Source organism: Streptomyces sp. SDr-06 (assembly GCF_003324565.1).
Classification (GTDB): Bacteria; Actinomycetota; Actinomycetes; order Streptomycetales; family Streptomycetaceae; genus Streptomyces.
On the sequence record NZ_QOLA01000004.1, the window covers coordinates 136618 to 160397 of the forward strand.

The window sequence follows — 23780 nt, forward strand, 5'->3', positions numbered from 1 at the left end:
CGACCTACCCGCCCAGGGCGTGCGACACGGTGTAGATCAACAGGCCCGCCAGTGCGCCGACCACCGTGCCGTTGATGCGGATGAACTGGAGGTCGCGGCCGATGTTCGCCTCGATCTTGCGCGAGGTGTCGTTCGCGTCCCACGAGGCCACCGTGTCCGTGATCAGGGACGTGATCTCGGCGCGGTACGTCGACACCACGTAGGCCGCCGCGTCCTCCAGCCAGCCGTCCAGCTTGGACTGGAGGCGGGGGTCGGTGGACAGGCGGGTGCCCAGGGAGAGCAGTGACGCCCGTGCGCGCAGGCGCAGTTCGCTGTGGTCGTCCTCCGCCGCCGCGATGATCATCGACCGTACGGAGGACCACGCCGAGGCGATGATGTCCTGCACCTCGGGGCGGGCCAGTATCTCGGACTTGTAGCGCTCCACCCGGGTGCGCGTCTCGGTGTCCGACTGGAGGTCGGCCGCGAAGTCGGCCAGGAAGCGGTCCAGGGCGCCGCGCGCCGGGTGGGCCGGCATGTCGCGCATCTCCGTCACGAAGCGCAGCAACTCCTTGTAGACGCGCTCGCCCACCTTGCGGTCCACGAAGCGCGGCGTCCAGCCGGGGGCGCCGCCCTGCACCGCGTCCATCACCGAGTCGCCGTGCAGCACCAGCCAGTCGTGGGCCCGTACGCAGACGAGGTCCACGGCCCTGCGGTGGCTGCCGTCGGCGACGACCTTCTCCAGCGCCTTGCCGAGGCCCGGCGCGATCTCCGCGGCGTCCGCCCGGCGCGTGATGGCCTCGCCCACCACGGCCTGCACATCGGAGTCCCGGAGCACGGTGAGCGCGCCCCGCAGGGCCGTGGCCAGCTCCGATGTGACCCGGTCCGCGTGCGCGGGCTCGGCGAGCCAGGTGCCCAGGCGGCGGCCGATCCCCAGGGCCTGGAGGCGGGCGCGGACGACGGCCGCCGACAGGAAGTTCTCGCCGACGAAGGTGCCGAGCGAGGCGCCGAACTGGTCCTTCTTGTTCTGGATGATCGCCGTGTGCGGGATGGGCAGGCCCAGCGGGCGGCGGAAGAGGGCCGTCACGGCGAACCAGTCGGCCAGCGCACCCACCATGCCCGCCTCGGCCGCCGCCGCGACGTACCCCGCCCAGGGGCCCGCGCCCGAGCGGCCCGCCCAGGTGGCGAGGCCGAAGACGACCGCGACCAGGAGCAGCAGACCGGTGGCGGTGGCCTTCATGCGGCGCACGCCCCGGCGCTTCTCCTCGTCCGCCGCCGTGTAGGCGAAGGGCGACGAGCGGGGCGTGCGCGCGGCCTGGTCCACCGCGCCGGCCGCCTCGGCCTCGGGCCCCGTTCTCGTACGTTCCATTCGCTCCACCTGTCCGCGCGTACCCACGCCCTGACCGTCCCCGTCCCCGTCTGCGTACGGACCGGTCGTTCGCGTACCCACACCCCGACCGTTCACGTCCCCGTCCTGACCCGCCGCCAGGGCGGGACCACGGCCCCAGCCACACCCACGACCACGATCCATTCCGTACGACCTCTACAGGAAGTACTGATGGGGCGCACATTCAGTTCCCGTGCATCCGTACGACCACTCGTTCGCGTGGCCCCGCCGGCCTTCGCTCCGTACATTCGGATCATGTCCCTGCGGACGCTGAGGACGCACGCCGAGCGTGTGGCCCTGCTCGTGCTGGTGGTGGCGCTGCTGCTCGTCGCCGCCCTCTACGCCGTGATCGCGCCCGCCCGGGCCGGGGCGGGCGCGGGCGAAGACCGGGATGGCGCGTGGGCCGGGACGTGGTACGCCGCGCCCGTCGGGGCCGAGCCGTTCGGGACCTCGGCGGGGGCCGCGCGCGGGGGCGGCCCGCAGTGGACCGTACGCAATGTGGTGCACACCTCGCTGGGCGGCAGCCGGGCCCGTGTCACCGTCTCCAACCTGTTCGGCAGCGTCCCGCTCGACCTGCGCCACGCCACGCTCGCCACGGTCGCCGACCCGGGCCGGACCATGCGGACGCTGACCTTCCGTGGGCAGGCGCGGACCTCCGTACCGGCCGGAGGCCAGGCGGTCAGCGATCCGCTCGCCTTCGAGGTGCCCGCGCTCGCCGACCTGTACGTCTCCGTGTACGCGGCGGGGCCCGTCACCTGGCACCCCGGCGCGCAGCAGACCTCCTCCATCGCGCCGGGCGCGACCGACCGGGCCGCCGACCCCGGGGTGTTCACCCGGATCACCGGGGCCTGGCGGTATGTCACCGCCGTCGACGTCCAGGGGTCAGGGGCGGCGGACGGCAGCATCGTGGTGTTCGGCGACTCGATAACCGAAGGGGTCGGTTCCACTCCGGGGGCCGATCACCGCTGGACGGACATCCTGGCGAACCGCCTGAGCGGCCAGCACGCGGCCCTGGCCGCCGACGCCGCGCCCCGTGCCGTCCTCAACGCCGGGATCGGCGGCAACGCTCTGCTCGGCCGGCTCGCGGGACCGAGCGGGCTCGAACGCTTCGAGCGCGACGCGCTGGCGAGAGCCGGGGTGCGCACGGTGGTGGTCGAGCTGGGCATCAACGATCTGCTCGGCGGCGGACAGCGGGACCCGGCCGCGCTGCTCGCCGGGATGCGGGAACTGGTCCGGCTGGGCCACGCCCGCGGGGTGCGCGTCCTGGGCGCCACGCTGTCGCCCTGCGGCGGGCTGCACGCCTGCACGAAGGGCGTCCAGGAGGTACGCGATCGCGTCAACGCCGCGATCCGCGACGGCGGGGTTTACGACGGAGTCATCGACATAGACCGCGTTCTCCGGGACCGCTACAAGCCGCTCGCCCTGTGGGGCCCGTACGACTCGGGCGACCGGCTGCATCCTGGCGACGCGGGGTATCTGGCGATGGGGAGGGGGGTGGACCTGGGGGCGCTCTGAGGAGCCGAGCGCGCCCGGTCGCTCGCTGAGACCCTGGGGGCTCGTGGGGGCCCCTCGGCATGGGCATGCGGCCGAGGGGAATGGATCTGGGGGCCCTGTGAGGGGCTGAGCGCGCCCGGTCGCTCGCTGACACCAGGGGGCTCGTGGCTTCCCCTCGCCTCGGCACGGGCGCGCGGCCGTGGGCGGCGACCCCCTGGCCCCCTCGCGCGAAAGGCTGCGCGCCGGGCCCGCATCTCTCCCCGCCGGGCGCACGACCGACGGCGCCTGTCCGTCCCTGCCGCAGGTCATGCGCCCGACCACCATGGGGAGTTGCCCCTATGTACGGGCGGGGAGCGGGGTTTGCTCAGCGGGGGGCGAAGTTTCTTCGGCGGGGTTCAGCGGGTGGGCCGCCCGGCCGGGCGGGCCCCGGCGGGCTCGCGTCATGGACAGCGCCGAGCCCGGGCGCCTTATCGAGCCCGGCGCGTGACGGCCCAGGAGGCTACGGCGACGGCCCCGGCCACGCCGAACACGGAGGGCCAGGCGCCGACCTTCTTGGCCAGGGGATGCGACCCGGCGAAGGCGGCGACGTAGGCGGTGGTCAGCCCGACGGCCGCCTTGGTCCCGGCCGCCTGCTGCCACTGCCGAGCCGCCAGAGCCCCGGCCCCGGCAAGCGCCACCCCACCGAGCGGCCGCCTCTTGGTCCACCGGGCAACCCCATACCCCCCAATGAGCCCCCCGGCCGCGATCACAGTTGCGGGAACCTTCGCCATGGTTTGCCTCCTGAAGTGCGGTTTCTCCGAGGCTAACGCGGGGGGTTTGTGGGGGGTGGAGGGGGGCGGGGCTCCTGGGGGCGGGGCGGGGCCCCGTCAAGAGGGGCGCAGGGCCAGTCCGGCGATGGGCTGGCGGAGTTGCACGCGCCGCCAGCCCATCGCGTGTGTCATGCGTTATCGCCCGTGCTGGCTCCATGTGGCACGGGCCAACTGTGCAACCGCCAGGGCAACGAGGACCCACAGGGCGTTCGGGTCCTGAGGCGCGCATCCCGAGAGGATGGCGTAGCTGAGTGCGTGACTTCCCGCGGTCGATGGGTCTCGGGGAAATGCGGTGCGCGGGGAGGGCACCTGCAGGCTGACCTGGGCGACGATCACGCGCTTGTGCGGTAGCGGTGGGGAAGCCGGTTCGTGCCCGTCGGGAGAGGCCTCTCCCCGAGGCATGTCATTGTTGGTCATAGCGTCCTTTCCTCTGTGCACTCGGATGGAAATACGGGGCGCCGTGCCCGCTGCTCCGTGCGTCTCCAAACCTCGGAGCAGCGGGTCACTCTTGGTGGGACGTCCCAAGGGGGCAGTTGTGCGGCCCATGGGCGGGTCTCTGCCGCTGAAGTCGGCCACCGTGGGAGTCAGCCAGTACTTGCGCATGGCCAGGTCAGTCGAGGCGCTGGATCGAGGCCTGTACAAGGGCGGCCGCGTCCTCGTAGCACTGCGCTTCCAAGAGGGAGGCGGTGATCCGCAGGACGTCTTCAGCCTGTCGCTCCGAAGCGCTGGCCAGGACAGCATCGGCCGCGTCCCGTTCCTGCGAGATGGTGTAGGAGGCGACGACGTCCCGGATCTCGGCCGGTGTGTGTGTCTGACCGATATGCCAGAACAATGTGAAGGCGTCGTTCTCACGCCCTGCCTTCAAGTGCCGTATGGCATCGTCCGCTCCAGGGGGAGCCGGCCGTAAAGCGACGGTGCCCTCTCCTCTCGGCACCGCGGTGTTGTGCCCACGCCGGGCAGCCTGGAGGCGGGCGATCTGCGACCGCACCGCGTCGTCCCCCAGGCCTCGCCGCGAGACTGATGCTGCCCTCCAGGTCTCGAGGACCCTGTCCAGCGGCGGTAGACGACGCGGGTCCTCGCCTTCACAGTCGAGGGCGATCTCATAGAGCCGCCTCATCACGTCCGGCGGTGGCACAGAGCGCCCGCGAACGTACGCTGACAAGGCGGAACGGGCGGTCGGCACCTCCCGCGCGATGGCGTTGTGGCTGCCGTGGGTATTGAGCGAATGGTCGCATAATTCGCGCACCAAGACAGCGCATTCCCGCTCCTCGGGCGTTGCGGTAGCGCAGAAGCCGAGAGCGATCTTTCCTCGGGGGGGCACCAAACCTCTTTTCCTCGGACGGACAGCAGACCGCCTGTCCGCTTTGCTGGATTTCCCTGGTTATGCACCTTGAGTGTGCCCGGGGATGACCTTTTTCCTTTCCTTATGATCACTAAGCATCGCCCTGCTGCGAAAAAAGTCAACCGCATGCATGTTCGTGGAGCTGCGGCCATGCGATTCGCAGTTTCGACCGCTCCGTAGCGTGCCCATGTGGTAATGGAGAGCGAGCCGCATAAACGGAATTTATTCCTCCGTTTCCTGCTGTGGCAGGCACTGGAAGGCGCTAAGCCGGCCGATTCGCGCTTCAGTGCTGAAGCGGGACGGGGCCGACCGGCCCTACCGGCCATAAATCGGCGGGCAGGATCCCTGCCGGTCCGGCAGAGAACGCCCGCCGGTCGGTCTGCGCGGCCGGACTCGTAGCACGCCCCGCAGAGCAGACGTGCGGGCGACCTGTTCTTCGAGCGGCGGCCAGCGCGTCCGGAGCGCCTTGATCGCGATACGTCCGGCTGGCATCGCCGGTCGGGCAGAGAAAGGGGGGCGGCAGCCCGTTGCCGCAGCGCGACCTGTGTCGATGTGAGCCAATCTCGTTACGCTCCGTGGCGAATGCGGCACCTCGAATACAGGATTCTTGATGTGTAGTCAATAGTTCCGTGTGCATGGATCGGTGAACACAAATCACCGGTAAAGAGTTGCCGCCGACCGGCGGCCTAGGGGTAAATGGGGGAGCCTGGGCCCGGGTGTCGTGTCTGTGGCCTGCAATTCTTCCGAAAGGTGACTGTCGTGGTGTTGCCCTCGTGGACAGATGAGAAGTTCGGCACCATGAAGCGGGCCGGGCTTTGGCTGGTGAGTGTCGTAGGCGAAGGCAGCATTTTCACGAAGGATGAGTTGCGGCAGGCGTTTCCCGGCGTCTCTCAGATCGACCGGCGCATGCGGGACCTTCGCGACCACGGCTGGCAAATCGACACAAACCGTGACGATATCGCGCTCGAGCCCCATGAGCAGCGTTTCGTCAGGCAGGGAGAACCGGTCTGGGAGCCAGGAAGAGGGCGAGCCAAGTCCACGGTCTCAGTCACCGCCACGCAGCGCCGGGAGATCATGACCAGAGATGGCAATTTCTGCAGGTCATGCGGGATCTCTGGGGGGCAGACCTACGCCGGCACATACGAGATCGCACAGCTGGACATCGCCCGTCGGCAAGTGAGGCAGCCCGGCGGTGCAGTCACGGTGGAACTGGTGACGGAGTGCAACCGGTGTCGCATCGGTGGCCGTCAGCTCACAGCTGAGCCCGCCGACGTTCTCGCCCAGGTGCGCCAGCTCGGACGCCTGGAGCGCCGGGTTCTGGCCGGCTGGATCGCCGACGACCGACGCCCCTTCAGCACGGTGGAGCGACTGTGGGCGGAGTACCGGTCGCTTCCAGAAGAGTCTCGGATCAAGATCCGGCAGGCGCTGGAGACTGAAGGCACTGACTGAACGCGGTCGGCACAGCTGCGGTGGCTGAGCTCGCCGCCCTGTTCCTCGCTTCGACCCGAGAGAGAGAAATGAGCAAGGATTTCGGAAGGCCGCCGCGGGCGGAGGAGAACCAGGACCTGGTCCGTCAGCGCCTCGCGGAAGTTGGCACCGCAGGCGGCGCGCAAGAGACGCTGACGGTTGAATGGCGAGGCGTCCCGCTGCACGTGGAAGTCATCAACATGCCGGTGACTGCGCTGTACTACAACCCGGGTACTCACCGCGTCCGTGCTCAGCGTAGTTATGACCTTGTGCGGGACCGTCAGCTGGACGAGGACCCCTGGAGCGCTACCAGCCAGTCGTACCTCCACCACTTGCTCAAAGCCCTGCCGGCCGATCCGTCCAAAGAGGACCCGGACTACCAAGTCCTGAAGGAGAGCCTTCAGGAGTTCAAGCAGAACGATCCTGGCCTCATCACGCGCGACGGGGTGCTGGTTAATGGCAACACGCGCCGGGCCGCGCTCGCAGAGCTGGGCATCGCTCACATCCGGGTGGGCGTGCTACCGGAGTCGTGTACCTGGGCCGATATAGACGCGGTAGAGCTGTCTCTGCAATTGCGCAAGGACCACCGTCGTGAATATTCGTACGTCAACAGACTTCTTGCTATCGACGAGCAGTTCAGCCTGGGACGGCAGCCTGCGGACATCGCCCGTGACTTCCGTATTCGTACGGCGACATGCGAGCAGGACCTGTGGATCCTCACCTGTCTCCGCGACTTGATCGAGCGCAGCCGGGATGGAGACGTAGCGCTGCGGCTCCTTGACTTCGAAGACCACCAAGAGAAGCTGCGCGAGCTACACCGGCGTTACGTGAAGGAATCGGCTGTCAGCAGGGAGAACGCAGATCTGCTCAAGGAGAACCGCCTTACCGCGATCTTGCTGGGCTTCTCCAAGACGGATGTCCGCCTCATTGAGCCCGACTTCAAGGCGAGGTATCTCGACAAGCGTTTGCCTGCGGAGCTGAACCCTGTCACGACTGCGCCTGCGGTCACAATCCCCGGTCTAGGCCGGACCGTTCGCGCGGCAGATCCCAAGGTAGGAGCTGCGAGAGCGCTTACGGACTCAGTCCTTAAGGCCAAGGCGGTCGAGGGAGCGTCAGAAGTGGTTGCCGCTGCCCGGGTGGTGGCTGCCAGTACGACGTTCCGGGCGGCACGTGAAGCCGTCGAAAGTGCGCTGGAGCCGGCGGGTAAAGACGCACGGGTTCGCAAGCGGAAGCAGGCGGCTCCGGACCGGATCAATGACGCATGTCAGGATCTGGAGCAATGCATCACGGACCTGGTGATGTCCCGGGCGTCCCGCAGCCTGGACGAGGAGGCCCTAGATGAAGCTGTGGTCAAACTGCGGGACACCCTCGGCAAGCTGGCCGCGCAGTGTGCTCGGAGCATCTCTGAGCCTGGCGAAGGTGTCCTGTGGCTACTCGATGCGACGACTCAGAAGGAATGAGGGCTGATGGCTGACGGGGGTGCGCCTTCTCTGCGTATCGGGTTCGACGTGACGCGGACCAAGGCCGTCCTCCGTGCCGAGCCCCGGTACCAGAAGGACCTTGCTCAGCTGGCAGCTCAGTTCCCCGCGGTTGGCCAGCGCGAGCTGCTGGCGACAGAGGTCGCTCTCGATGACTTCCTGGTGGGACTCGACGCTTTGGGAGCGTGGCCTTCTCCGCAGGACGTTGAGTGGGAGGAAGCCCTCGCCGAGTTGGTCGGAGGCGTGCTCGATGATGCGGCGAGCGCTGAACGGTCGCTTCATGAAGGAGGCCTCGACAGCCGGGATCAGGTGGCTGAAGAACAGGTACCGACCCTACTCGGCTCAGGGTGGCGAGCAGGGCTGACATCTTTCCAGCAGCGCGATATTGCCCACCTGCTCTCCATGCGCCATGGCGCTAACTTCAGCGTGCCCGGTGCAGGCAAGACCAGGGTCGCACTCGCTGTCTACGCCGCGTTGCGGGAACGGGGAGAGGTCAGTCGCCTTCTGGTCGTGAGCCCGAAGTCGGCCTATGAGGCATGGCACTTTGAGACGGCAGAGTGTCTCAACCAGCCCTTGGCTTCTGAAGTGATGGGAAAGAGGCCTCAGCTGGGTACTGAAGTGCTGATCGTTAACTACGAACGCCTCGACCGATCGCTTTCCACGCTCGCGTCGTGGCTGCGAGCCGCCCCTTCCATGATCATTCTGGATGAAGCGCACCGGATGAAGCTGGGTGTACAGGGGACTTACGGAAGCGCCTGTATGGCTCTCGGGCCACTGGCTCGCAAGCGGTTGATCCTGACTGGCACTCCTGCCCCGAACGGCGCTCGAGACCTGGAGAATCTGCTGTCCTTTGTCTGGCCAGGCCATGGCCGACGTGTAGTCACCAGTGCCGTAGACGGCGGCGACCTGAGCCATGCCAGTAAGGTGCTCCGTCCGTTGTTCACCCGGACTACGAAGCGTGAGCTGGGCCTGCCAGCGATCACGACGAGGATCCGGTACGTGGACTTGCCGCCGTTGCACCGCGAGATCTATGACGCACTGGTGGGACGGTTCACGGCTAGGGCGGCGGCCTCGCGCGATGACTTCGATGCGCTCGGTAAAGCGCTCCTGCGTCTTTTGATGGCGGCCACGAGCCCTGCTCTCCTCAGCAAAGGCACCAGCCGGTACGAGCCCCTCTCCTACCAGCTGCCACCGCTGGAGGTCCCGCAAGGCGACTCCTTGTACTCGCTTCTGCATGAGTTGCCGAGCTATGAGCTGTCCCCGAAGTATGCGGAAGCATTGAGTCTGGTAGCAGCGAACGCAGCGCAGGGCCACAAGACGCTGGTGTGGACGACCTTCGTGCGAAGCCTGACCACGATGGAAAAGATGTTTGCGGACTACAGGCCGGCGGTCGTGCACGGGGGGACACCCGACCGGGACGAGCAGATCAGGCGTTTCCGGGAGGACCCCGACTGTCTGGTATTGCTCTCCAATCCAGCCACGCTCGGAGAGGGCATCAGCCTCCATCAAGTCTGCCATGACGCCGTCTACGTCGACAGGGACTTCATGGCCGGACGATTCCTTCAGAGCCTCGACCGCATCCACCGGCTGGGCCTCGCCCCCGGAATAGAAACGCGTGTGACGGTCCTTGCGGCGGCGGGCACGATCGATGAGGTAGTCGCGAACCGCCTGGAGGAAAAGGTCAACTTCATGGGACGCATCCTGGACGACCCATCGGTACGCCAGCTGGCCGACCTGGAGGAAGAACCCTCGGTGGCCGGGGGCATGGACGCCTTGGACATCCAGGCTCTACTCGGGCATATGAAGGCCCTCAGCACCGGTTGAGGCCGATCACCCTGGTCCGCCACGGCCCGCACGGGAAGACGGGTCTGGCGAGAGCATGGATGCTCCCGAGTGTTCAGGGAATGGTGCGGCGTGCGGCAAACTGGTCCGGTCTCGTTGTCAGTGGGTTCTGTCACCCTCTGTGATGGTGGATCGCTTGGAGTGTCCACCGTTGTCGATCGGAAAGTGAGGGGACATGGTCCGCACGAATGAGCTCAAGTACTCGTCGGTGGAGATCTGTGCGGGAGCTGGCGGGCAGGCAGTCGGCCTCCACCAGGCAGGCTTCAGGCACGTTGCCTTGATCGAGATCGACAAGGACGCGTGCCAGACGCTCAGGGACAACACGAACGAAGACGCAGAGTGGTCGGGCTGCCGGGTGATCCAGGCTGACCTCAGGGAGTTCGACTCGCAGGAGCTGGGGCTTCGGCCCGGCGAGCTGGACTTGCTTGCAGGCGGAGTCCCGTGCCCTCCGTTCTCTGCTGCAGGCAAGCAGCTGGGTGCGGACGACGAGCGGGATCTTTTCCCCACCATGCTGGAACTCGTTGATCAGCTGGAACCAAAAGCTGTGATGATCGAGAATGTCCGAGGCTTGGTCGATCTGAAATTCGCTGAATATCGCGCCGATATTGTCAAGCGTCTGGAATCACTGGGCTACGAGAAGTGCTACTGGGAGGTGCTGGAGGCGAAGGCGTATGGCGTTCCCCAGCTGCGTCCGAGGGCCATCCTCGTCGCGATGAAGCCTGAGTACGCGCAGCACTTCGAGCACCACAGGCCTGAGCCTGTTGCAGAGGTCACCGTGGGCGAAGCCCTGCACGACTCGATGCGGGAGCGCTTCGACGCGGTGGCTGACGACCCACGCACGGAGAAGGCGTTCAAAGCCTGGTACGAGAAGGCACTTGAAGGAGTAGCGCCGACACTGGTCGGCGGCTCGAAGAAGCACGGGGGGGCCGACCTTGGTCCCACCAGGGCCAAGCGGGCCTGGCAAGATCTTGGGGTGTGTGGGCTGGGCGTTGCCAACAACCCCGAGGATCTCAAGGACAAAGAGCGTGACCTTTTCGCGGAAGCCGGCCCCAAGCTGACCGTTCAGCAAGCAGCGATTATCCAGGGCTTCCCGCCAGAGTGGGACTTCGCCGGCCGTAAGACTGCCGCGTACCGGCAGGTTGGTAACGCCTTCCCTCCGCCGGTTGCGAGGGCAGTCGGCGAGCAGATCTATGCGGCGTTCGAAGCTGCTGCCCGGCAGCGGAACGGCTGACGGTTACCTCTCCTGCTGAGCCCTCAGCCGGTTCACCGTGGCCGCGATCTGGACTGCGCACTCCTGGGGCGGCTCGTGCTCCCAGAACCGGAGTACGGTCCACCCCGCAGAACGCAATTTTTGATCAGTATCGCGGTCACGGCTCACATTTCCGGCGACTTTCTGGGACCAGTAGCCGGGGTTTGTCTTCGGGGATACATAGTGCTCCGGGCACCCATGCCAGTAACAGCCGTCAATGAAAACGGCTACCTTCGTGGGGCGGAAGACCAGGTCGGCGGTCCGGCGCAGTTCGGGCAATGGCTTCGCTGAGACCCGATAGCGGAGTCCCTGGGCGTGTACCAGCCTGCGAATCAGCTGCTCGGGCTTGGTGTCCCTGCCACGGATCGCCTGCATATTCCGGCGCCTCCCTGCAGAGGAGGCCCAGGACCCGGGAGGGGGGATCCAGTCGTCTGTCATGTTCGGTGCTGCTCGCTTTACCGGCTTCGCCCCGAGGGGGCGGACTTCACTGAGTGGTCGACCGGGCCCATCATCGCAGCGATACCAGCCCAGAAGGACGTGAGCTCGCTGCTGGACCCAGCCTCCGGCGGTGCAGGCGCTCCGTCCCCATGCGGGGCGCCGCCGCCCCATTCTGGCATGCTGAAGCAAGCGATGGGGTCAACTGCCCGCCGAAGCAAGGCGGTTTAAGGTGGCTGAGGAGGGGCGTAGTCATGGAGACGACGGCTGATGATGTGCTTCTGCAGTTCTGCAGGTCGCCCAGGACGCACAACGAGTACAGGCAATGGGAACAGGACAGCCGTCGGCGTGAGGTAGTGCCGGTGGTGCGGGGGCATGTTGTGCGCGTGGTCTACGAGGCGACGAGCGCTGATGTGGAACGCATCTGCAGGCGGACGGAGCACGCCCTTGGTGAGGTGCGCAGAAAAGATGGCGAGGCCGTTCGGTCGATTGTGGACTGGCATCCTGACTTCGCGTTCACTCAGATGTTCCACATATGCATGGAACGATTAGGCACGCCGCCCACTTATCAGGATTTTAGAAGCTTTGCCGAGAATGACCGCCTTGGGAACCGTATGATCTCAACGCCTGCCCGGGCTAAGGTAAGCGAGGTTATTCGTTCCGGAGTTCCTGAGAGCTTAGCGAAGGATGCCATGCGGTGGCGTATTGGTAACGCCTATTACAGCTTTCTTCGAGAGATATACAGTGTTGTGGAGCTGCGAAAAAGAGGAGTGCCTCTCCAGATGCACCCCCTTGCAGACGCTCTCTTCCGTGTGGATGCGTGGACTCGGCAGGTGGCGCTCAGCCTTCGCGTGAAGAACGAAAAATTCCGGGAAGGACAGCGAGGTCGGAAAAGGCCCGCCGCCGATCTTCTAGCGGATCTGCGGCCTCCGATTGAGTTCACGGATGTCGAGTTACAACCTGCCGCCGTGTATGGCCGCGTGCACCTGCCGACGCAGGAGCAACTCGATGAGACGGCGGTAGCCCTGCTCAGCAGGGAGTGAGACGGTTACCTGGGCTGTCGGGTGTGGGCGGGCAGGTCGGGGGCCGGCTGCGGTGCTTCTGAACCGGTCGCTACCACCCAGCGGCGCCCGTCGAGGCTCACACTGGGCCGGGAGTCCATTCCGGGAACGGCTTCGGCTACCCGTACGCTGACGAATTCCCCTTCCGCTGGCACTGGGACTCCCAGCTGGGCGGCGATCTGCTTGTGACTCTCGTAGTCACCCATAATCAGGATCCCCTCGTCGCGGAGAGCTGATCTGGAGCCGCCATTGCCGCGCACACGCTTCATGTAATCCTTCTGCTGGGCGACAGTGCGCACCACATTGCGCCCGATGCGCCGCTGCTGGACGCGCCGGAAGAGCTCATTGAGGCGGCCCTGGCCTGACGGAGGAGCAAAGACAGCGATGCGGTCGCTCTCGCTCAGGTGCAGAAGCACATTCTCTGGAAGCGGCGCGCTGTGCCAGAGCCAGAGAATCTTGTTCCGGTGCTCCGCTCTGATGGTGAGTTTCATGTCCCGGTTATTACCCCGGTTGAGCCACTCGGGCTTTATCCGCAGGAGTCCGGCGCTCCACTGGCTCTTGTAGTCGTCCGCCCAGACAAGCAAGCAGAGGTGACCCAACGCCTCCGGTGGAATCATCCATCCGCCGAACTGCTGAGAGTACTTGCAGTCAACGTCCGTGCCAGCGATGCGGTAGTCCATGTCCACGCCATCGTCGAACCTGAACTCGCGCTGGAGATTGATCTCGACAACCGTTCCGGCGTGGGTCTTCTCGGTCTTGAAGAGCGTTTTCCAGTCGTACCTGCCAGTGACTTCGCCGTTGAGCAGTTGGTCAATCGTGTCGCGAAGCACCGTGGCGAAGCGCTGACCGGCAGGGTCGAGCTGGCGGAGGCGCTCGTACACGGCGGCTAGCTCGGCGTCTTCTTGTAAGAAGGCCTGCGAGTGGATGTTGGCCGCGGCAGCGACGTCAAGCGGGAGCAACGGGTAGACCTCGTTCTTCTTGGCGTTGGTTGTCATAACACTGCGGAGGAGGGCCTCAGGCCGCCCCGTGGCAGTCCCCATAGTTGATTCCCGAGCCGCACCAGCAGTCCGCGCCGCGGCCGGGGGGCCAGGCTGTGGCTCGGCCTCGGGCTGCCAGGGTTGTTGCGTATTGGGGGAGGAGGTCCGCGTTGGCGGGGGAGGAGGATTCCGAGGCCGCGAAGGCTTCGTAGGAGGGGACCGTCGCCGTCACGATGCCCAGGTTCGGGGTGCCCGCCGTCGCCAGTTCGCGCAGGGACGCCTCGATGTCGAGCAAGTGGGCGGTGTGGGTGGGGTATTCGGACTGGAGCTCCGGGTACGCCGTGAGGAGTTCGTCCAGTTCCGGTTCCGGCCAGTGCAGGACCGCCACCGGGAACGGGCGGGACAGGGCCGCGCGGTAGCTGCCCAACTCGGCGCGCAGGCGGGCGAGTTCGGCCCGGAGCTCGGCCGGGTCCTCCGAGCCGAGGGACCACAGGCGCTTCGGGTCGTGGAGTTCGTCCAGGGAGATCGGCGCCGTGTGCAGCTCGTCGGCCAGGGTGTCCCACGTGTCGTGGGCCAGGGCGAGGAGGCGGCGCACCCGGTGGCGCGTGGTGAGGAGGGACTGGGTGCTGTAGGGGATCGCCGTCGGGTCGACGGCCGCCTCCGCAACTCCCAGGAGCGTGAGGGCGGTTGTCAGGGAGGCGTGGGCCAGGTCCAGCTCGTCGTGGGCCTCCAGCGTCTCGGCGACGATCTCCCAGGCGGCCGGGTCGAGCGGGGCCGCCGTGCGGATGCCCTGGATGATGGCGCGGGCCTCCGGCTCGTGGCCGTACTCCCACAGGTTCGCCGCCTTGAACGCCTTCACCAGGTGGGGGTGGTCCACCTTCGAGGCGAGCAGGCGGTCGTAGAGCGTGGTGGCCCTGGGGCGGTCGCCGGCGAGCTCCAGATGGGCCGCGGCCTGCAGAAGCAGGGGTTCGTGGTCCTCCGGGTACTGCGCCGCGGTGCGCAGCAGACGCTCGGCTTCGGCAGTGTGATCGGCAGGCGTGTCGGGGCGCATGAGGGACACCGTACTGCTGTACGGCGGCCCGGCGGAGGGGGCTTCCGGTCCTGGTGGGTCGAGGCGGTTGTGTTGCGGGCCTGGTGAGTTGTGGTCCCGGCACCTACCCTGCGCCCGTGCGCACAGGGATACCGGTGATGGTGCAGGGCGGGCGCGGGCGTCGGGCCTGGGCGGCCCGGGGGCTGTGGACCGGTGCCGAGCTCGCCGTGACGCTCGGGCTCCTGGTCCTGCTGCTCGTCGTGCACCAGCTGTGGTGGACCAACCGCGAGGCCCGCGCCGCGGCCGGGCACACCGTCCAGTCGCTGGAGCGGGAGTGGGGCGGATCTCCTCGCCCCGCCCCCACCTCCGCCACGGTGCCCGACGAGCAGGTGGCCGTCGGGGACGGTCCCGCGCTCGACGGGCCCCAGCCCACCGGGGCAAGGGCCGCCCCGGCGACCCGAAGCACCCCGCGCGGCGACCAGGCGTACGCCGTGATCCGGATTCCCCGGATCTCGGTCACCGCGCCCGTCGCCCAGGGGATCAGCAAGGCGGGCGTCCTCGACAAGGGATACGTCGGGCACTACGTGCAGAGCGCCCAGCCGGGGCAGGCCGGGAACTTCGCGCTCGCCGGGCACCGGAACACGCACGGGGAGCCGTTCCGCCACATCGATGAGCTGGAGCGCGGTGACCGGTTGATCGTCGAGACCCGGGACACCGTCTTCACGTACGTGGTCGATTCCACGCTGCCTCAGACCTCCGCCCGTGACGGCGGGACCATAGCCGCCATTCCCCGGAGCGATGTCAAGCCCTCGTACGGGTACAGCGAACCCGGGCACTACATCACGCTCACCACCTGCACACCCGAGTTCACCTCCACCTACCGTCTGGTCGTGTGGGGCAAGTTGGTGGCGAGCCGTCCGCGCTAGCGTTCGGGGATGCGTCGTCGTCGATCCCATGTGCTCTGGCTGGGGGTGCCCTACCTCCTGTACCTCGGGGCGCTGCCCTTCGTGAACAAGGTGCGGCCCGTGGTCTTCGGGCTGCCCTTCCTCTTCCTCTGGCTGCTGATCGCGACGCTGGCCACGCCGCTCGCCATCTGGCTCACCTGGCGGGGAGACAAGCGGGCCAGGAGCAAGGGCGCCCGGACCGGGGCTCGGGGAGGCGTGCGATGAGCGGTGCCGCTGTGGCCACCACCATCTTCGGCGCCTTCATGGTGGGCACCGTCGCGCTCGGGCTCTTCGCCGTACGCGGGCGCGGGGGCGGAGGCGGCGGGCTCACCGAGTGGTCCGTGGGCGGGCGGAGCCTGGGGACGGGATTCATCTGGCTGCTGATGGCGGGCGAGAGCTACACCAGTTTCAGCTATCTGGGTGCCGCGGGCTGGGGATACAACTACGGCGCCCCCGTGCTGTATGTGGTCGCCTACCTGTCCTGCGGCTACGCGGTGGGCTATGTCGTCGGGCCCATGTTGTGGGCGTACGCGAAGAAGCACGGGCTTGTGGGGATCACCGACATGGTGGCCCACCGGTACGGGCGGCCGTGGGTCGGGGCGCTCGTCGCGCTGCTCGCGACCGTCTTCCTGCTGCCCTACATCCAGCTCCAGATCACCGGCATGGGCGTGGTCGTCTCGACGATCTCCTACGGTGCGGTCTCGCTCAACTGGGCCTATTTCATCGCCTTCGCCGTCACCACCGGGTTCGTGGTCGTCAGCGGGCTGCGCGGCAGCGCCTGGGTGTCGGTGCTCAAGGACGTCCTCGTGATCGCCACCCTGGCCTTCCTCGCGATCTATGTGCCGCTGCACTACTTCGGCGGGTACGGAGACTTCCTGGACCGGGTCGTCAGCGAGAAGAGCGACTGGCTCACGTTGCCGGGACACGGTGGAGCCTTTGGACAGGCGTGGTTCGCCACCACCTCCGTCCTCAACTCCCTCACCGTGGTCATCTTCCCGACGACCGTGGCCGGGTACCTCGGCGCGCGCAACGCCGATGCCCTGCGGCGCAACGCCATGCTGCTGCCCGCCTACAACGTGCTGCTCTTCGTGCCGATGCTGCTCGGGATGGCGGCGATCTTCGTGGTCCCCGGACTCGCCGGCGCCGACTCCAACCTGGCGCTGTTCAAGCTGGTGGTCGACTCCCTGCCCGCCTGGACCGTCGGGCTCATCGGGGTGGCCGCGGCGCTGTCGTCCATCGTGCCGATGGCCGTGTTCATGCTGGTCATCGGCACCATGTGGGGCCGCAGCGTGCTCTCCCTGGTGCCCCGGCTGCGGGAGCGGCAGAAGGCGGCTTCGCAGGTCGTGGTGGTGGTCGCGGGGGCGCTCGCCCTGCTCATGACCTACACCGTGCCCAACACCCTCGTACGGCTCTCGCTCATCTCGTACGAGGGGATGGCACAGCTTCTGCCGATGCTGCTGCTGGGGCTGGTGTGGCGGAGGCTGACGCTGGTGGGCGGGCTCGTGGGGCTCGCGGTGGGGGTCGGGACGGTCTGCGGCTTCGTGTTCACCGACCACGACCCGGTGTGGGGGGTCAACGCCGGGATCGTCGCGCTCGGCCTCAACCTCCTTGTGGCGCTTGCCCTTTCCTGCCTCGGGCCGAAGGGAGAACCGGTCGGTGACGAGGTGCTGGCCCGGGACCCCATTCATGAGGAGGCGGAATCGGACTCCCTGCGGGTCTGAGCACCACCAGGGACCCGGGATTCCGGGCAGGTCTGAGCACACGGACTCGTGCGGGTCCGAGCGCCATCGAGCATTCCGGGACATTGCGAAGGCTCCCCGCACTTCCGCGGGCGCCGCCCCTGCCCTCAGCGGCGGGTGCGCAGGACCGTCGTCAGGGCGGCGGCCACCGCCGCCAGGGCCGCCGACAGCACGATCACCGTGTCCGGGCCCGCCGGGGCCACGGCGATCGTCAGGGCGACGCCCGCCGATGAACCGATGTAGCGGGCCGTGTTGTTGGCGCCCGAGCCCATCGCCGCGCGCTCGGCCGGGACGGACTCGACGGCGAGGCGGGGGAGCGCGGCGTTCAGCAGGCCGCTGCCGATGCCCGCGATCAGGAGGCCGGGGAGCAGGCGGGACAGCGGGCCCGCGGCGAGGGCGCCGAGCATCGCGAGGACCCCGGCCGCGTGCAGGGCGAAGCCGATGGCGAGCTGGTGCCGGGCGGGGACGCGGCCCGCCAGGCGCCGGGCCTGGAGCGCCACCACGAACGCGGTGCCCGACCACAGGACGAACAGCCAGGCCGCGTTCATCGGCGAGATGCCGAGCGACTGGGCGAGCAGGGCGGGCAGATAGCTGAAGAAGCCGATCACCGCGAGACCGGTGAACAGGGCGCCCGCCGACGAGGCCAGGAACTCCGCGCGCCGGAAGAGCGCCAGGTCGATCATGGGGTTCGTGGCCCGGCGCTCCACGTGGACGAACGCGGCTGTCAGCACGGCGGCGGCGAGCAGCAGGGCGAGCACGCCGGGGCGCAGCCAGCCGTCGCGGCCGAGGGTCAGCGCGCCGATGAGGGCGGTGAAGGCGAGGCTCAGGGTGATGGCGGCCGTGACGTCCGGGCGGCCGCCGCGCGGGGCCCGGGACTCGGCCAGGGCGCGCACCGCGAACCCGGCCGTGGCCAGTGCGGGGACGGCCAGGACCGCGTACACCAGGCGCCAGTCGAGGGTGGCCAGGCTGCCCGCGAGGAGGGGGCCGAGGGCGATGCCGCCGCTGACGAAGGCGCCCCACACGCCGGTGGCGCGGATGCGGGCGGCTCCCGCGGGGAAGGCGGCGACCAGCAGGCCGAGGCTGCTCGCGAGGACGGCTGCGGACGCCATGCCCTGGGCGACCCGGGCGAGCGTGAAGGTCAGGGTGGTGGGGGCGAGGGCGCCCAGCGCCATGGTGATGCCGAGGGCGAGGGTGCCGGCGAGGAAGACCCGGCGGCGGCCGTGGTCGTCGGCGAGGCTGCCCGCGATCAGGAGCAGCGCGGCGAGACCGAGCGGGGCGCCGTTGAGGAGCCAGGCCTGGGCGGAGAGCGCGGTGTGGAACGACGCGGTCATGCCGGGCAGCGTCAGCATCGGGGCGGTGTAGTTCATCAGCGCGACCGCGGTCGCCGCGCTGGTGACGGCGAGCGTGGCGCCGGGGCGACCGTCGGCCCCGGGGACCCGGGCGGGCCGCTTCGTGGTGGTGCGTACTGCCTGCGTCATGGCATCCCTCATGGCTGGCCCCGGAGTGCTGCCCCCCTGGGGGGCGGGTTCTGGGCGTACGGGTCACGGAATCGGGCGGGGCTTCGTCGGTGGGCGTCCGTCCGTGCGGGAAGCGCGGTCGCCGCCCCTGGCAGGGGCGGCTGTCGGTAGGTGTCCTCGCCGGCAGGCGCCCCGGTTGGTGGGTTCGGTGAATGAACCTGCTTCCTGTGGCCGACCCTAGCACTCAAGGTTCGTTCAGTGAACCCACCCCGGTAGGCTGGGGCACATGGCTCTCGGCAAGGACTACGACTACGCGGCGCAGGAGTGCTCCATCGCCCGCGCGCTGGAGATCGTCGGCGAGCGCTGGACGCTGCTCGTCGTGCGGGACGCGCTCTACGGGGTGCGCCGCTACAACGACTTCCTGGTCCACCTCAAGATCCCGCGGGCCGTGCTCGCCGCTCGGCTCGCCTCGCTCACCGAGGCCGGGGTGCTGGAGAAGCGCCGGTACCAGGAGTCGCCGCCGCGGGACGAGTACGTGCCGACGGAGCTCGGGCGGGCGCTGTGGCCCGCGCTGCGTGCGCTCGGGCTCTGGGGGCGGGCCTTCAATCCGGACGCGCGGCCGATGCGGACCTTCCACCATGCCGAGTGCGGGACCGAGCTCGGGTCGTACGGGCAGTGCCCGGCCTGCGGGCGGGCCGTGGCCCCCGAGGACGTCGAGATGAGGCCCGGGGCCGGACTCGGCCCGGCCGAGGACGCGGTGAGCCGCGCGCTGCGAGCACCCAGGCGGCTGTTGCAGCCACTCGAACTCCAGGCGCCGTGACGTCACCGAATTCCGGGGGCGTCGAGGACATTCGCTCGGCCGGCGGCCGTTGTTCGGGCATCGTGTATAACGGCTGGAGGGAAAGAGGCGGCGCCTGAGGGACGGGCGCGCGAGGGACTGAGGGAGGGCGGCATGGGCGGCGTACTCACGCGGTGTGCCCGGCTTGCCCGGCCGTTGTTCGGTCTCTTCCTCTTCCTGCTCGCCCAGGCCGTCCTCGTCGAGGGCGGCATGCTGTCGGCCGCCGTCGCGCTCGCCGCGACCGCCGCCGCGGGCTCCGCGCTCGCCGTGTGTGCGTCGCTCGCCTCGCGGGCGGTGCCGAAGGTGGCCCGGACGCGGGTGCGGACCGCGATCCGCGACCGGGAACGGCGCACCGCCTTCCTCCCGCAGCGCGACCCCGACGCCTCCGGGCGGCCCCGCCCCCGAGCGCCCGGGGCTCTCGTCCCGACGGCCGCGTAGGGGCACTTCCGTACCTCCGCACCTCGCGGCTCGTCACGCCGGTAGCCGTGCGCCTCAGGCGCACGCCCGTGTCACTCCCTGACGAGACGCCCCGGAGGGCCTCCTCATGTTCACGTCCCTTTTCAGTGCTTTCGCGAACCTCACCGAACACCTCGCCGGACTGCTCGACCCGGTCTTCCACGGCGCTTCGACGGCTGCCGCGATCGTTCTCTTCACTGCTTTTGTACGTCTCGCTGTGCACCCACTGTCGCGGCAGGCAGCGCGGGGTCAGAAGGCGCAGGCCCGGTTGCGGCCGCAGCTGGCCGCGCTGCGCGAGAAGCACGGCAAGGACAGCAAGGCACTCCAGAAGGCGGTCATGGAGCTGCATGCCGCGGAGAAGGTGTCGCCGCTGTCCGGCTGCCTGCCCAGCCTGCTCCAGATGCCCGCGTTCTTCCTGCTCTACCACCTGTTCTCCAGCACGACGATCGGCGGGAAGGCGAACGCCCTGCTGGACCACACCCTCTTCCGGGCGCCGCTCGGCGGGCGCTGGGCGGACGCGCTCGCGCACGGCGGGATGTTCGGGACGCAGGGGCTGGTGTATGTCGCGCTGTTCGCGGTCGTCGCGGTCGTGGCCACCTTCAACTACCGGCGGACGAAGCGGCAGATGGCGGCCACGCCCGTGGTCGCGCCGGGCGGGCAGGACGCGGTGCCCGGGATGGCGGCGATGGGCAGGTTCATGCCGCTGCTGTCCTTCGCCACGCTGTTCACGGTCGCCGTGGTGCCGCTCGCCGCCGCGCTGTACGTGGTGACCAGCACCACCTGGTCCGCCGTCGAGCGGGCCGTCCTCTACAAGGACATGCTGCCCGCGCCCGCCGCGCTGGCGACCGCCGCATAGCAGGCCGGACCCTGGTTACGGTCCAGTTTGTGAACGGGGTCTTGCGGAGTGGACGTCTTCCTTGGAGGATCGGACGATCCTCCGATGGCCGCTACCCATCGGCCGGGCCCGGCTCGACCAAGGGAGACTGACCATGAAGCTGCTGCGTGTAGGCGACGCCGGCGAAGAGCGTCCGGCGCTGCTCGACGCCGACGGGACCCTGCGGGACCTGTCCGGCCTGGTGACGGACATCGACGGTGAGCTGCTCGCCGACGAGTTCGCCCTGGACCGGATACGGGCCGCGGCCGACACCGGCGTGCTGCCCGCGCTCGCCGACGCCGGAGCGCGCATCGGGCCGCCGGTCGCACGGATCGGCAAGGTCGTGTGCATCGGGCTGAACTACCACGACCACGCCGAGGAGACCGGCGCCGCGATTCCGGCCGAGCCGGTCGTCTTCTTCAAGGCGGCGGACACGGTGGTGGGGCCCAACGACACGGTGCTCGTGCCGCGTCGCTCGGTGAAGACGGACTGGGAGGTCGAACTCGCCATCGTCATCGGGCGCACCGCGCGGTACGTGGCCGACGACGAGGACCCGCTGGCGTACGTCGCGGGGTACGCGGTCTCGCACGACGTGTCCGAGCGGGAGTTCCAGATCGAGCGCGGCGGCACGTGGGACAAGGGCAAGAACTGCGAGACGTTCAACCCGCTCGGGCCGTGGCTGGTCACCCGGGACGAGGTCCCCGACCCGCAGGCCCTCTCGCTCAAGCTCTGGGTCAACGGGGAGCTCAGGCAGGACGGGTCGACCGCGCAGCAGATCTTCCCCGTCGCGGAGGTCGTGCGGTACGTCAGCCAGTTCATGACGCTGTACCCGGGGGACGTCATCAACACCGGGACGCCCGCGGGGGTGGCCATGGGGCAGCCGGAGCCGAAGCCGTATCTGCGGGCGGGGGACGTCGTGGAGCTGGAGGTTTCCGGGCTGGGGCGGCAGAGGCAGGGCTTCAAGGACGCGTGAGCCCTCCGGGGGTGGGGGGTTGGGGGGGGCTTGGGCCATGCGGCCCTCGCCCTTTCCCGCCCGCCCGCCCGTTCGGCGGCGTGGGATGGCTGAGGGACCTGTGGCGGGTGGCCGCTTCGTGGCGGCCGCCCGCCGGTGGTCGTGGCACCCGCCTGGCGGCGGGTCGCTTCTTTCCCGCCCGCCCGCCGGTGGTCGGGGCACCCGCCTGCGGCGGGTCGGCGCTCGTGGGGAGGAGGGGTGGCCTCCATGCCCCGGAGCCCCTCGCACCGGCGTGATACTCCCACCGGTGCTGCGCCGGATGGGGTTCACGCTGTGCGTGTCTCAGGGCTGTCGAGTGGACGGGTTCGCATATTGCGTATATGCGAAATATGCCAGGAATGCGGAAAAGGGCGGCGACCGCCTCCGCCGTCGTCGTCGGGGCGGCCGTCGTGGTCGGGGTGCTCGCCTCGTTCGGGTTCGCCGATCCGCTGCCCGACGGGCTCGGGCCCTGCAAGGGGAGCAACTGCCCCGTCGACCCGTATCCGGAGCCCCACAACGGCTCGCTCGCCGGGCGCGACAACAACATCAACGTGTTCGTCGGCGGCGACTTCCTCGTGCGGCAGGCCGCCGCCGAGGCCGAGGGCAAGGTCGTCGTGCTCGGCGGCTTCGACCAGCACAAGGCGACCGGCGTCTCCCAGGTCTACAACGTGGGCGTGGCCGGTGTCGGCTCCCGCGTCCCGCCGGACAACGGCACCGACTTCCTCACCGCCGGCCAGAACGTCACCGTCGCCCCCGGCCAGCGCCTCCTCGCCGAGGAGGGCTCGGTCTCCGGCGTCGTCCGCTACGGCGGCACCCTCAGCGGCACCGTCCTGCCGAAGGCCGTCCACGACCCCGGCGCGGCCACCCCGTACGCCCGGCTCAGGCCCAACCTCGCCGCCGCCAGCCAGTGCTACGCCTACGTCGACGGCAAGCCCCGGCCCGCCACCGGCACCGCCCGCAACAACGGCAGCGAGACGGTGTTCACCGGGGACGGGACCTCCGCGATCCAGGTGTTCAACGTCGACTTCGATCTCGCGAGCCCCAGCGGCGGGGCCCAGGGGTTCCGGTTCACCGGGATTCCCTCCGGGGCCACCGTGCTGGTCAACCTCACCGGTGACGTACGCGAGATCAACACCTACATGGGCATGCTCCCGGCCGCCCTCCGCGACCGGCTCCTGTGGAACTTCCCCGACGCCGACACCGTCCGGCTCCGGGGCAGCGGGCAGTTCTCCGGCAGCATCCTGGTCGGACAGACCGACAGCACGACCACCGTCACCCTGCCCGGGCTCAACGGGCGCTTCTTCACGGTCGGTTCGCTGATCCACACCTCCGTCGTGGGAGGCGGCGGCGGGCAGGAGATCCACGCCTACCCCTTCAACGGCGATCTCCCCGCCTGCGGCGGCGAGGAGCCCACGCCCTCTCCGACACCGCCCACCCCAACGCCCACGCCCGAGCCCCCGACCCCGACACCCGAGCCTCCGACTCCCACGCCCACCCCCGAGCCTCCGACGCCCACCCCCACTCCGGAGCCCCCGACCCCGACCCCGACACCCGAACCCCCGACCCCGAGCCCGAGCCCCACGGACGACGACGGCGGGACCACGACCGGAGGCACCACCGGCGGAAACACGGGGGGTACGTCCGGAGGCAACACGGGCGGCACGTCCGGCGGAGACAGCGGTGGAACCTCGGGAGGTACCAGCGGCGGCCACACCAATGGTGGGACCTCCGGTGGGCACACCAACGGTGGGCACACCGGCGGCACCACGGGCGGAGGCGACTCCGGGTACGGGACCGACGGCGGTGGCGGTGAGCTGCCCGACACCGGCACGCCCTCCGAGACGATGATCCTCGTCGGCGGGCTCGCCGTGACCCTCGTCGCGGCCGGCGGCATCACGCTCGCGGTGACCCGCAAGCCCAAGGGTCTGAGCTAG

At 69.0% G+C, this 23780-nt stretch carries 21 protein-coding genes; 14 read left to right on the top strand and 7 right to left on the bottom strand.

Annotated elements, in window-relative coordinates; genetic code table 11:
• Window positions 1-4 precede the first annotated feature (4 nt).
• Entirely contained in the window at window positions 5-1345 is a 1341-nt protein-coding gene (locus tag DT019_RS11505; RefSeq protein WP_114036660.1) for a DUF445 domain-containing protein, read from the bottom strand.
• Window positions 1346-1618: 273 nt separating this feature from the next.
• Here DT019_RS11505 and DT019_RS11510 point away from each other — a divergent pair, with 273 nt between their 5' ends.
• The gene (locus DT019_RS11510) at window positions 1619-2878 is read left to right on the top strand and encodes a GDSL-type esterase/lipase family protein (RefSeq protein ID WP_114036895.1); all 1260 of its coding nucleotides are present in this window, start codon (window positions 1619-1621) and stop codon (window positions 2876-2878) included.
• 446 nt (window positions 2879-3324) lie between these two features.
• On the opposite strand, the gene DT019_RS11515 is transcribed toward DT019_RS11510, so the two are convergent.
• Together DT019_RS11515 and DT019_RS39125 are read right to left on the bottom strand one after the other, a co-directional pair.
• Window positions 3325-3627, bottom strand: coding sequence for a hypothetical protein (locus tag DT019_RS11515; RefSeq protein WP_114036661.1), 303 nt, complete (start codon window positions 3625-3627; stop codon window positions 3325-3327).
• Between the two features lie 649 nt (window positions 3628-4276).
• On the bottom strand, window positions 4277-4531 hold the full coding sequence (locus DT019_RS39125) for a hypothetical protein (protein ID WP_147267298.1): 255 nt from the start codon (window positions 4529-4531) through the stop codon (window positions 4277-4279).
• 1236 nt (window positions 4532-5767) lie between these two features.
• Here DT019_RS39125 and DT019_RS11525 point away from each other — a divergent pair.
• The 4 genes from DT019_RS11525 (at window position 5768) to DT019_RS11540 (ending at window position 11026) form a co-directional block, all read left to right on the top strand.
• Complete coding sequence (locus DT019_RS11525) at window positions 5768-6457, top strand: hypothetical protein (protein WP_223279423.1); 690 nt, start codon at window positions 5768-5770, stop codon at window positions 6455-6457.
• Between the two features lie 68 nt (window positions 6458-6525).
• Window positions 6526-7935: a transcriptional regulator gene (locus tag DT019_RS11530; protein ID WP_114036897.1), complete on the top strand. Its 1410-nt coding sequence runs from the start codon at window positions 6526-6528 to the stop codon at window positions 7933-7935.
• A gap of 6 nt (window positions 7936-7941) precedes the next feature.
• Entirely contained in the window at window positions 7942-9777 is a 1836-nt protein-coding gene (locus DT019_RS11535) for a DEAD/DEAH box helicase (protein WP_114036663.1), read from the top strand.
• A gap of 193 nt (window positions 9778-9970) precedes the next feature.
• Window positions 9971-11026, top strand: coding sequence for a DNA cytosine methyltransferase (locus tag DT019_RS11540; RefSeq protein ID WP_114036664.1), 1056 nt, complete (start codon window positions 9971-9973; stop codon window positions 11024-11026).
• Between the two features lie 3 nt (window positions 11027-11029).
• Here DT019_RS11540 and DT019_RS11545 read toward each other — a convergent pair whose 3' ends face one another.
• Window positions 11030-11482, bottom strand: coding sequence for a very short patch repair endonuclease (locus DT019_RS11545; RefSeq protein ID WP_114036665.1), 453 nt, complete (start codon window positions 11480-11482; stop codon window positions 11030-11032).
• Between the two features lie 251 nt (window positions 11483-11733).
• Here DT019_RS11545 and DT019_RS39130 point away from each other — a divergent pair, with 251 nt between their 5' ends.
• Window positions 11734-12522, top strand: coding sequence for a hypothetical protein (locus tag DT019_RS39130; RefSeq protein WP_147267299.1), 789 nt, complete (start codon window positions 11734-11736; stop codon window positions 12520-12522).
• Window positions 12523-12527: 5 nt separating this feature from the next.
• Here DT019_RS39130 and DT019_RS11555 read toward each other — a convergent pair whose 3' ends face one another.
• Both DT019_RS11555 and DT019_RS11560 read right to left on the bottom strand, forming a co-directional pair.
• Complete coding sequence (locus tag DT019_RS11555; protein WP_114036898.1) at window positions 12528-13535, bottom strand: NaeI family type II restriction endonuclease; 1008 nt, start codon at window positions 13533-13535, stop codon at window positions 12528-12530.
• A gap of 19 nt (window positions 13536-13554) precedes the next feature.
• The gene (locus DT019_RS11560) at window positions 13555-14568 is read right to left on the bottom strand and encodes an SEC-C domain-containing protein (protein ID WP_114036899.1); all 1014 of its coding nucleotides are present in this window, start codon (window positions 14566-14568) and stop codon (window positions 13555-13557) included.
• 137 nt (window positions 14569-14705) lie between these two features.
• On the opposite strand from DT019_RS11560, the gene DT019_RS11565 reads away from it, so the two are divergent.
• Genes DT019_RS11565 through DT019_RS11575 form a run of 3 tightly spaced genes read left to right on the top strand, consistent with a single transcriptional unit; the run spans window position 14706 to window position 17212 of the window.
• Window positions 14706-15473, top strand: coding sequence for a class E sortase (locus DT019_RS11565; protein WP_114036667.1), 768 nt, complete (start codon window positions 14706-14708; stop codon window positions 15471-15473).
• 9 nt (window positions 15474-15482) lie between these two features.
• The gene (locus DT019_RS11570; protein WP_189389458.1) at window positions 15483-15716 is read left to right on the top strand and encodes a DUF3311 domain-containing protein; all 234 of its coding nucleotides are present in this window, start codon (window positions 15483-15485) and stop codon (window positions 15714-15716) included.
• Window positions 15713-17212 (top strand): sodium:solute symporter, encoded by a 1500-nt coding sequence (locus DT019_RS11575; protein ID WP_114036668.1) that lies wholly within the window; start codon window positions 15713-15715, stop codon window positions 17210-17212. The genes DT019_RS11570 and DT019_RS11575 overlap by 4 nt, the downstream gene beginning before the upstream one ends.
• Window positions 17213-17337: 125 nt before the next feature.
• Here the strand turns inward: DT019_RS11575 and DT019_RS11580 are convergent, their stop codons facing one another.
• Complete coding sequence (locus DT019_RS11580; RefSeq protein ID WP_114036669.1) at window positions 17338-18708, bottom strand: MFS transporter; 1371 nt, start codon at window positions 18706-18708, stop codon at window positions 17338-17340.
• Window positions 18709-18973: 265 nt separating this feature from the next.
• Here DT019_RS11580 and DT019_RS11585 point away from each other — a divergent pair, with 265 nt between their 5' ends.
• The 5 genes from DT019_RS11585 (at window position 18974) to DT019_RS11605 (ending at window position 23780) form a co-directional block, all read left to right on the top strand.
• Window positions 18974-19507 (top strand): winged helix-turn-helix transcriptional regulator, encoded by a 534-nt coding sequence (locus DT019_RS11585; RefSeq protein ID WP_114036670.1) that lies wholly within the window; start codon window positions 18974-18976, stop codon window positions 19505-19507.
• A 132-nt stretch (window positions 19508-19639) separates the two neighbouring features.
• Window positions 19640-19963 carry a DUF6412 domain-containing protein gene (locus DT019_RS11590; RefSeq protein ID WP_114036671.1) on the top strand — a complete coding sequence of 108 codons (324 nt, stop codon included), beginning with the start codon at window positions 19640-19642 and terminating at the stop codon, window positions 19961-19963.
• A gap of 106 nt (window positions 19964-20069) precedes the next feature.
• Window positions 20070-20837, top strand: a complete 768-nt coding sequence (locus tag DT019_RS11595; RefSeq protein WP_114036672.1) for a YidC/Oxa1 family membrane protein insertase — start codon at window positions 20070-20072, stop codon at window positions 20835-20837.
• A gap of 133 nt (window positions 20838-20970) precedes the next feature.
• On the top strand, window positions 20971-21828 hold the full coding sequence (locus tag DT019_RS11600; protein ID WP_114036673.1) for a fumarylacetoacetate hydrolase family protein: 858 nt from the start codon (window positions 20971-20973) through the stop codon (window positions 21826-21828).
• Window positions 21829-22205: 377 nt separating this feature from the next.
• Window positions 22206-23780 (top strand): choice-of-anchor A family protein, encoded by a 1575-nt coding sequence (locus DT019_RS11605; protein WP_114036674.1) that lies wholly within the window; start codon window positions 22206-22208, stop codon window positions 23778-23780.

Coding starts and splice junctions, on each gene's coding strand:
- DT019_RS11505 (WP_114036660.1), bottom strand. CDS start 1,345: ATGGAACGTACGAGAACGGGGCCCGAGGCCGAGGCGGCCGGCGCGGTG.
- DT019_RS11510 (WP_114036895.1), top strand. CDS start 1,619: ATGTCCCTGCGGACGCTGAGGACGCACGCCGAGCGTGTGGCCCTGCTC.
- DT019_RS11515 (WP_114036661.1), bottom strand. CDS start 3,627: ATGGCGAAGGTTCCCGCAACTGTGATCGCGGCCGGGGGGCTCATTGGG.
- DT019_RS11530 (WP_114036897.1), top strand. CDS start 6,526: ATGAGCAAGGATTTCGGAAGGCCGCCGCGGGCGGAGGAGAACCAGGAC.
- DT019_RS11535 (WP_114036663.1), top strand. CDS start 7,942: ATGGCTGACGGGGGTGCGCCTTCTCTGCGTATCGGGTTCGACGTGACG.
- DT019_RS11540 (WP_114036664.1), top strand. CDS start 9,971: ATGGTCCGCACGAATGAGCTCAAGTACTCGTCGGTGGAGATCTGTGCG.
- DT019_RS11545 (WP_114036665.1), bottom strand. CDS start 11,482: ATGACAGACGACTGGATCCCCCCTCCCGGGTCCTGGGCCTCCTCTGCA.
- DT019_RS39130 (WP_147267299.1), top strand. CDS start 11,734: ATGGAGACGACGGCTGATGATGTGCTTCTGCAGTTCTGCAGGTCGCCC.
- DT019_RS11555 (WP_114036898.1), bottom strand. CDS start 13,535: ATGACAACCAACGCCAAGAAGAACGAGGTCTACCCGTTGCTCCCGCTT.
- DT019_RS11560 (WP_114036899.1), bottom strand. CDS start 14,568: ATGCGCCCCGACACGCCTGCCGATCACACTGCCGAAGCCGAGCGTCTG.
- DT019_RS11565 (WP_114036667.1), top strand. CDS start 14,706: ATGGTGCAGGGCGGGCGCGGGCGTCGGGCCTGGGCGGCCCGGGGGCTG.
- DT019_RS11570 (WP_189389458.1), top strand. CDS start 15,483: ATGCGTCGTCGTCGATCCCATGTGCTCTGGCTGGGGGTGCCCTACCTC.
- DT019_RS11575 (WP_114036668.1), top strand. CDS start 15,713: ATGAGCGGTGCCGCTGTGGCCACCACCATCTTCGGCGCCTTCATGGTG.
- DT019_RS11580 (WP_114036669.1), bottom strand. CDS start 18,708: ATGACGCAGGCAGTACGCACCACCACGAAGCGGCCCGCCCGGGTCCCC.
- DT019_RS11585 (WP_114036670.1), top strand. CDS start 18,974: ATGGCTCTCGGCAAGGACTACGACTACGCGGCGCAGGAGTGCTCCATC.
- DT019_RS11590 (WP_114036671.1), top strand. CDS start 19,640: ATGGGCGGCGTACTCACGCGGTGTGCCCGGCTTGCCCGGCCGTTGTTC.
- DT019_RS11595 (WP_114036672.1), top strand. CDS start 20,070: ATGTTCACGTCCCTTTTCAGTGCTTTCGCGAACCTCACCGAACACCTC.
- DT019_RS11600 (WP_114036673.1), top strand. CDS start 20,971: ATGAAGCTGCTGCGTGTAGGCGACGCCGGCGAAGAGCGTCCGGCGCTG.
- DT019_RS11605 (WP_114036674.1), top strand. CDS start 22,206: ATGCGGAAAAGGGCGGCGACCGCCTCCGCCGTCGTCGTCGGGGCGGCC.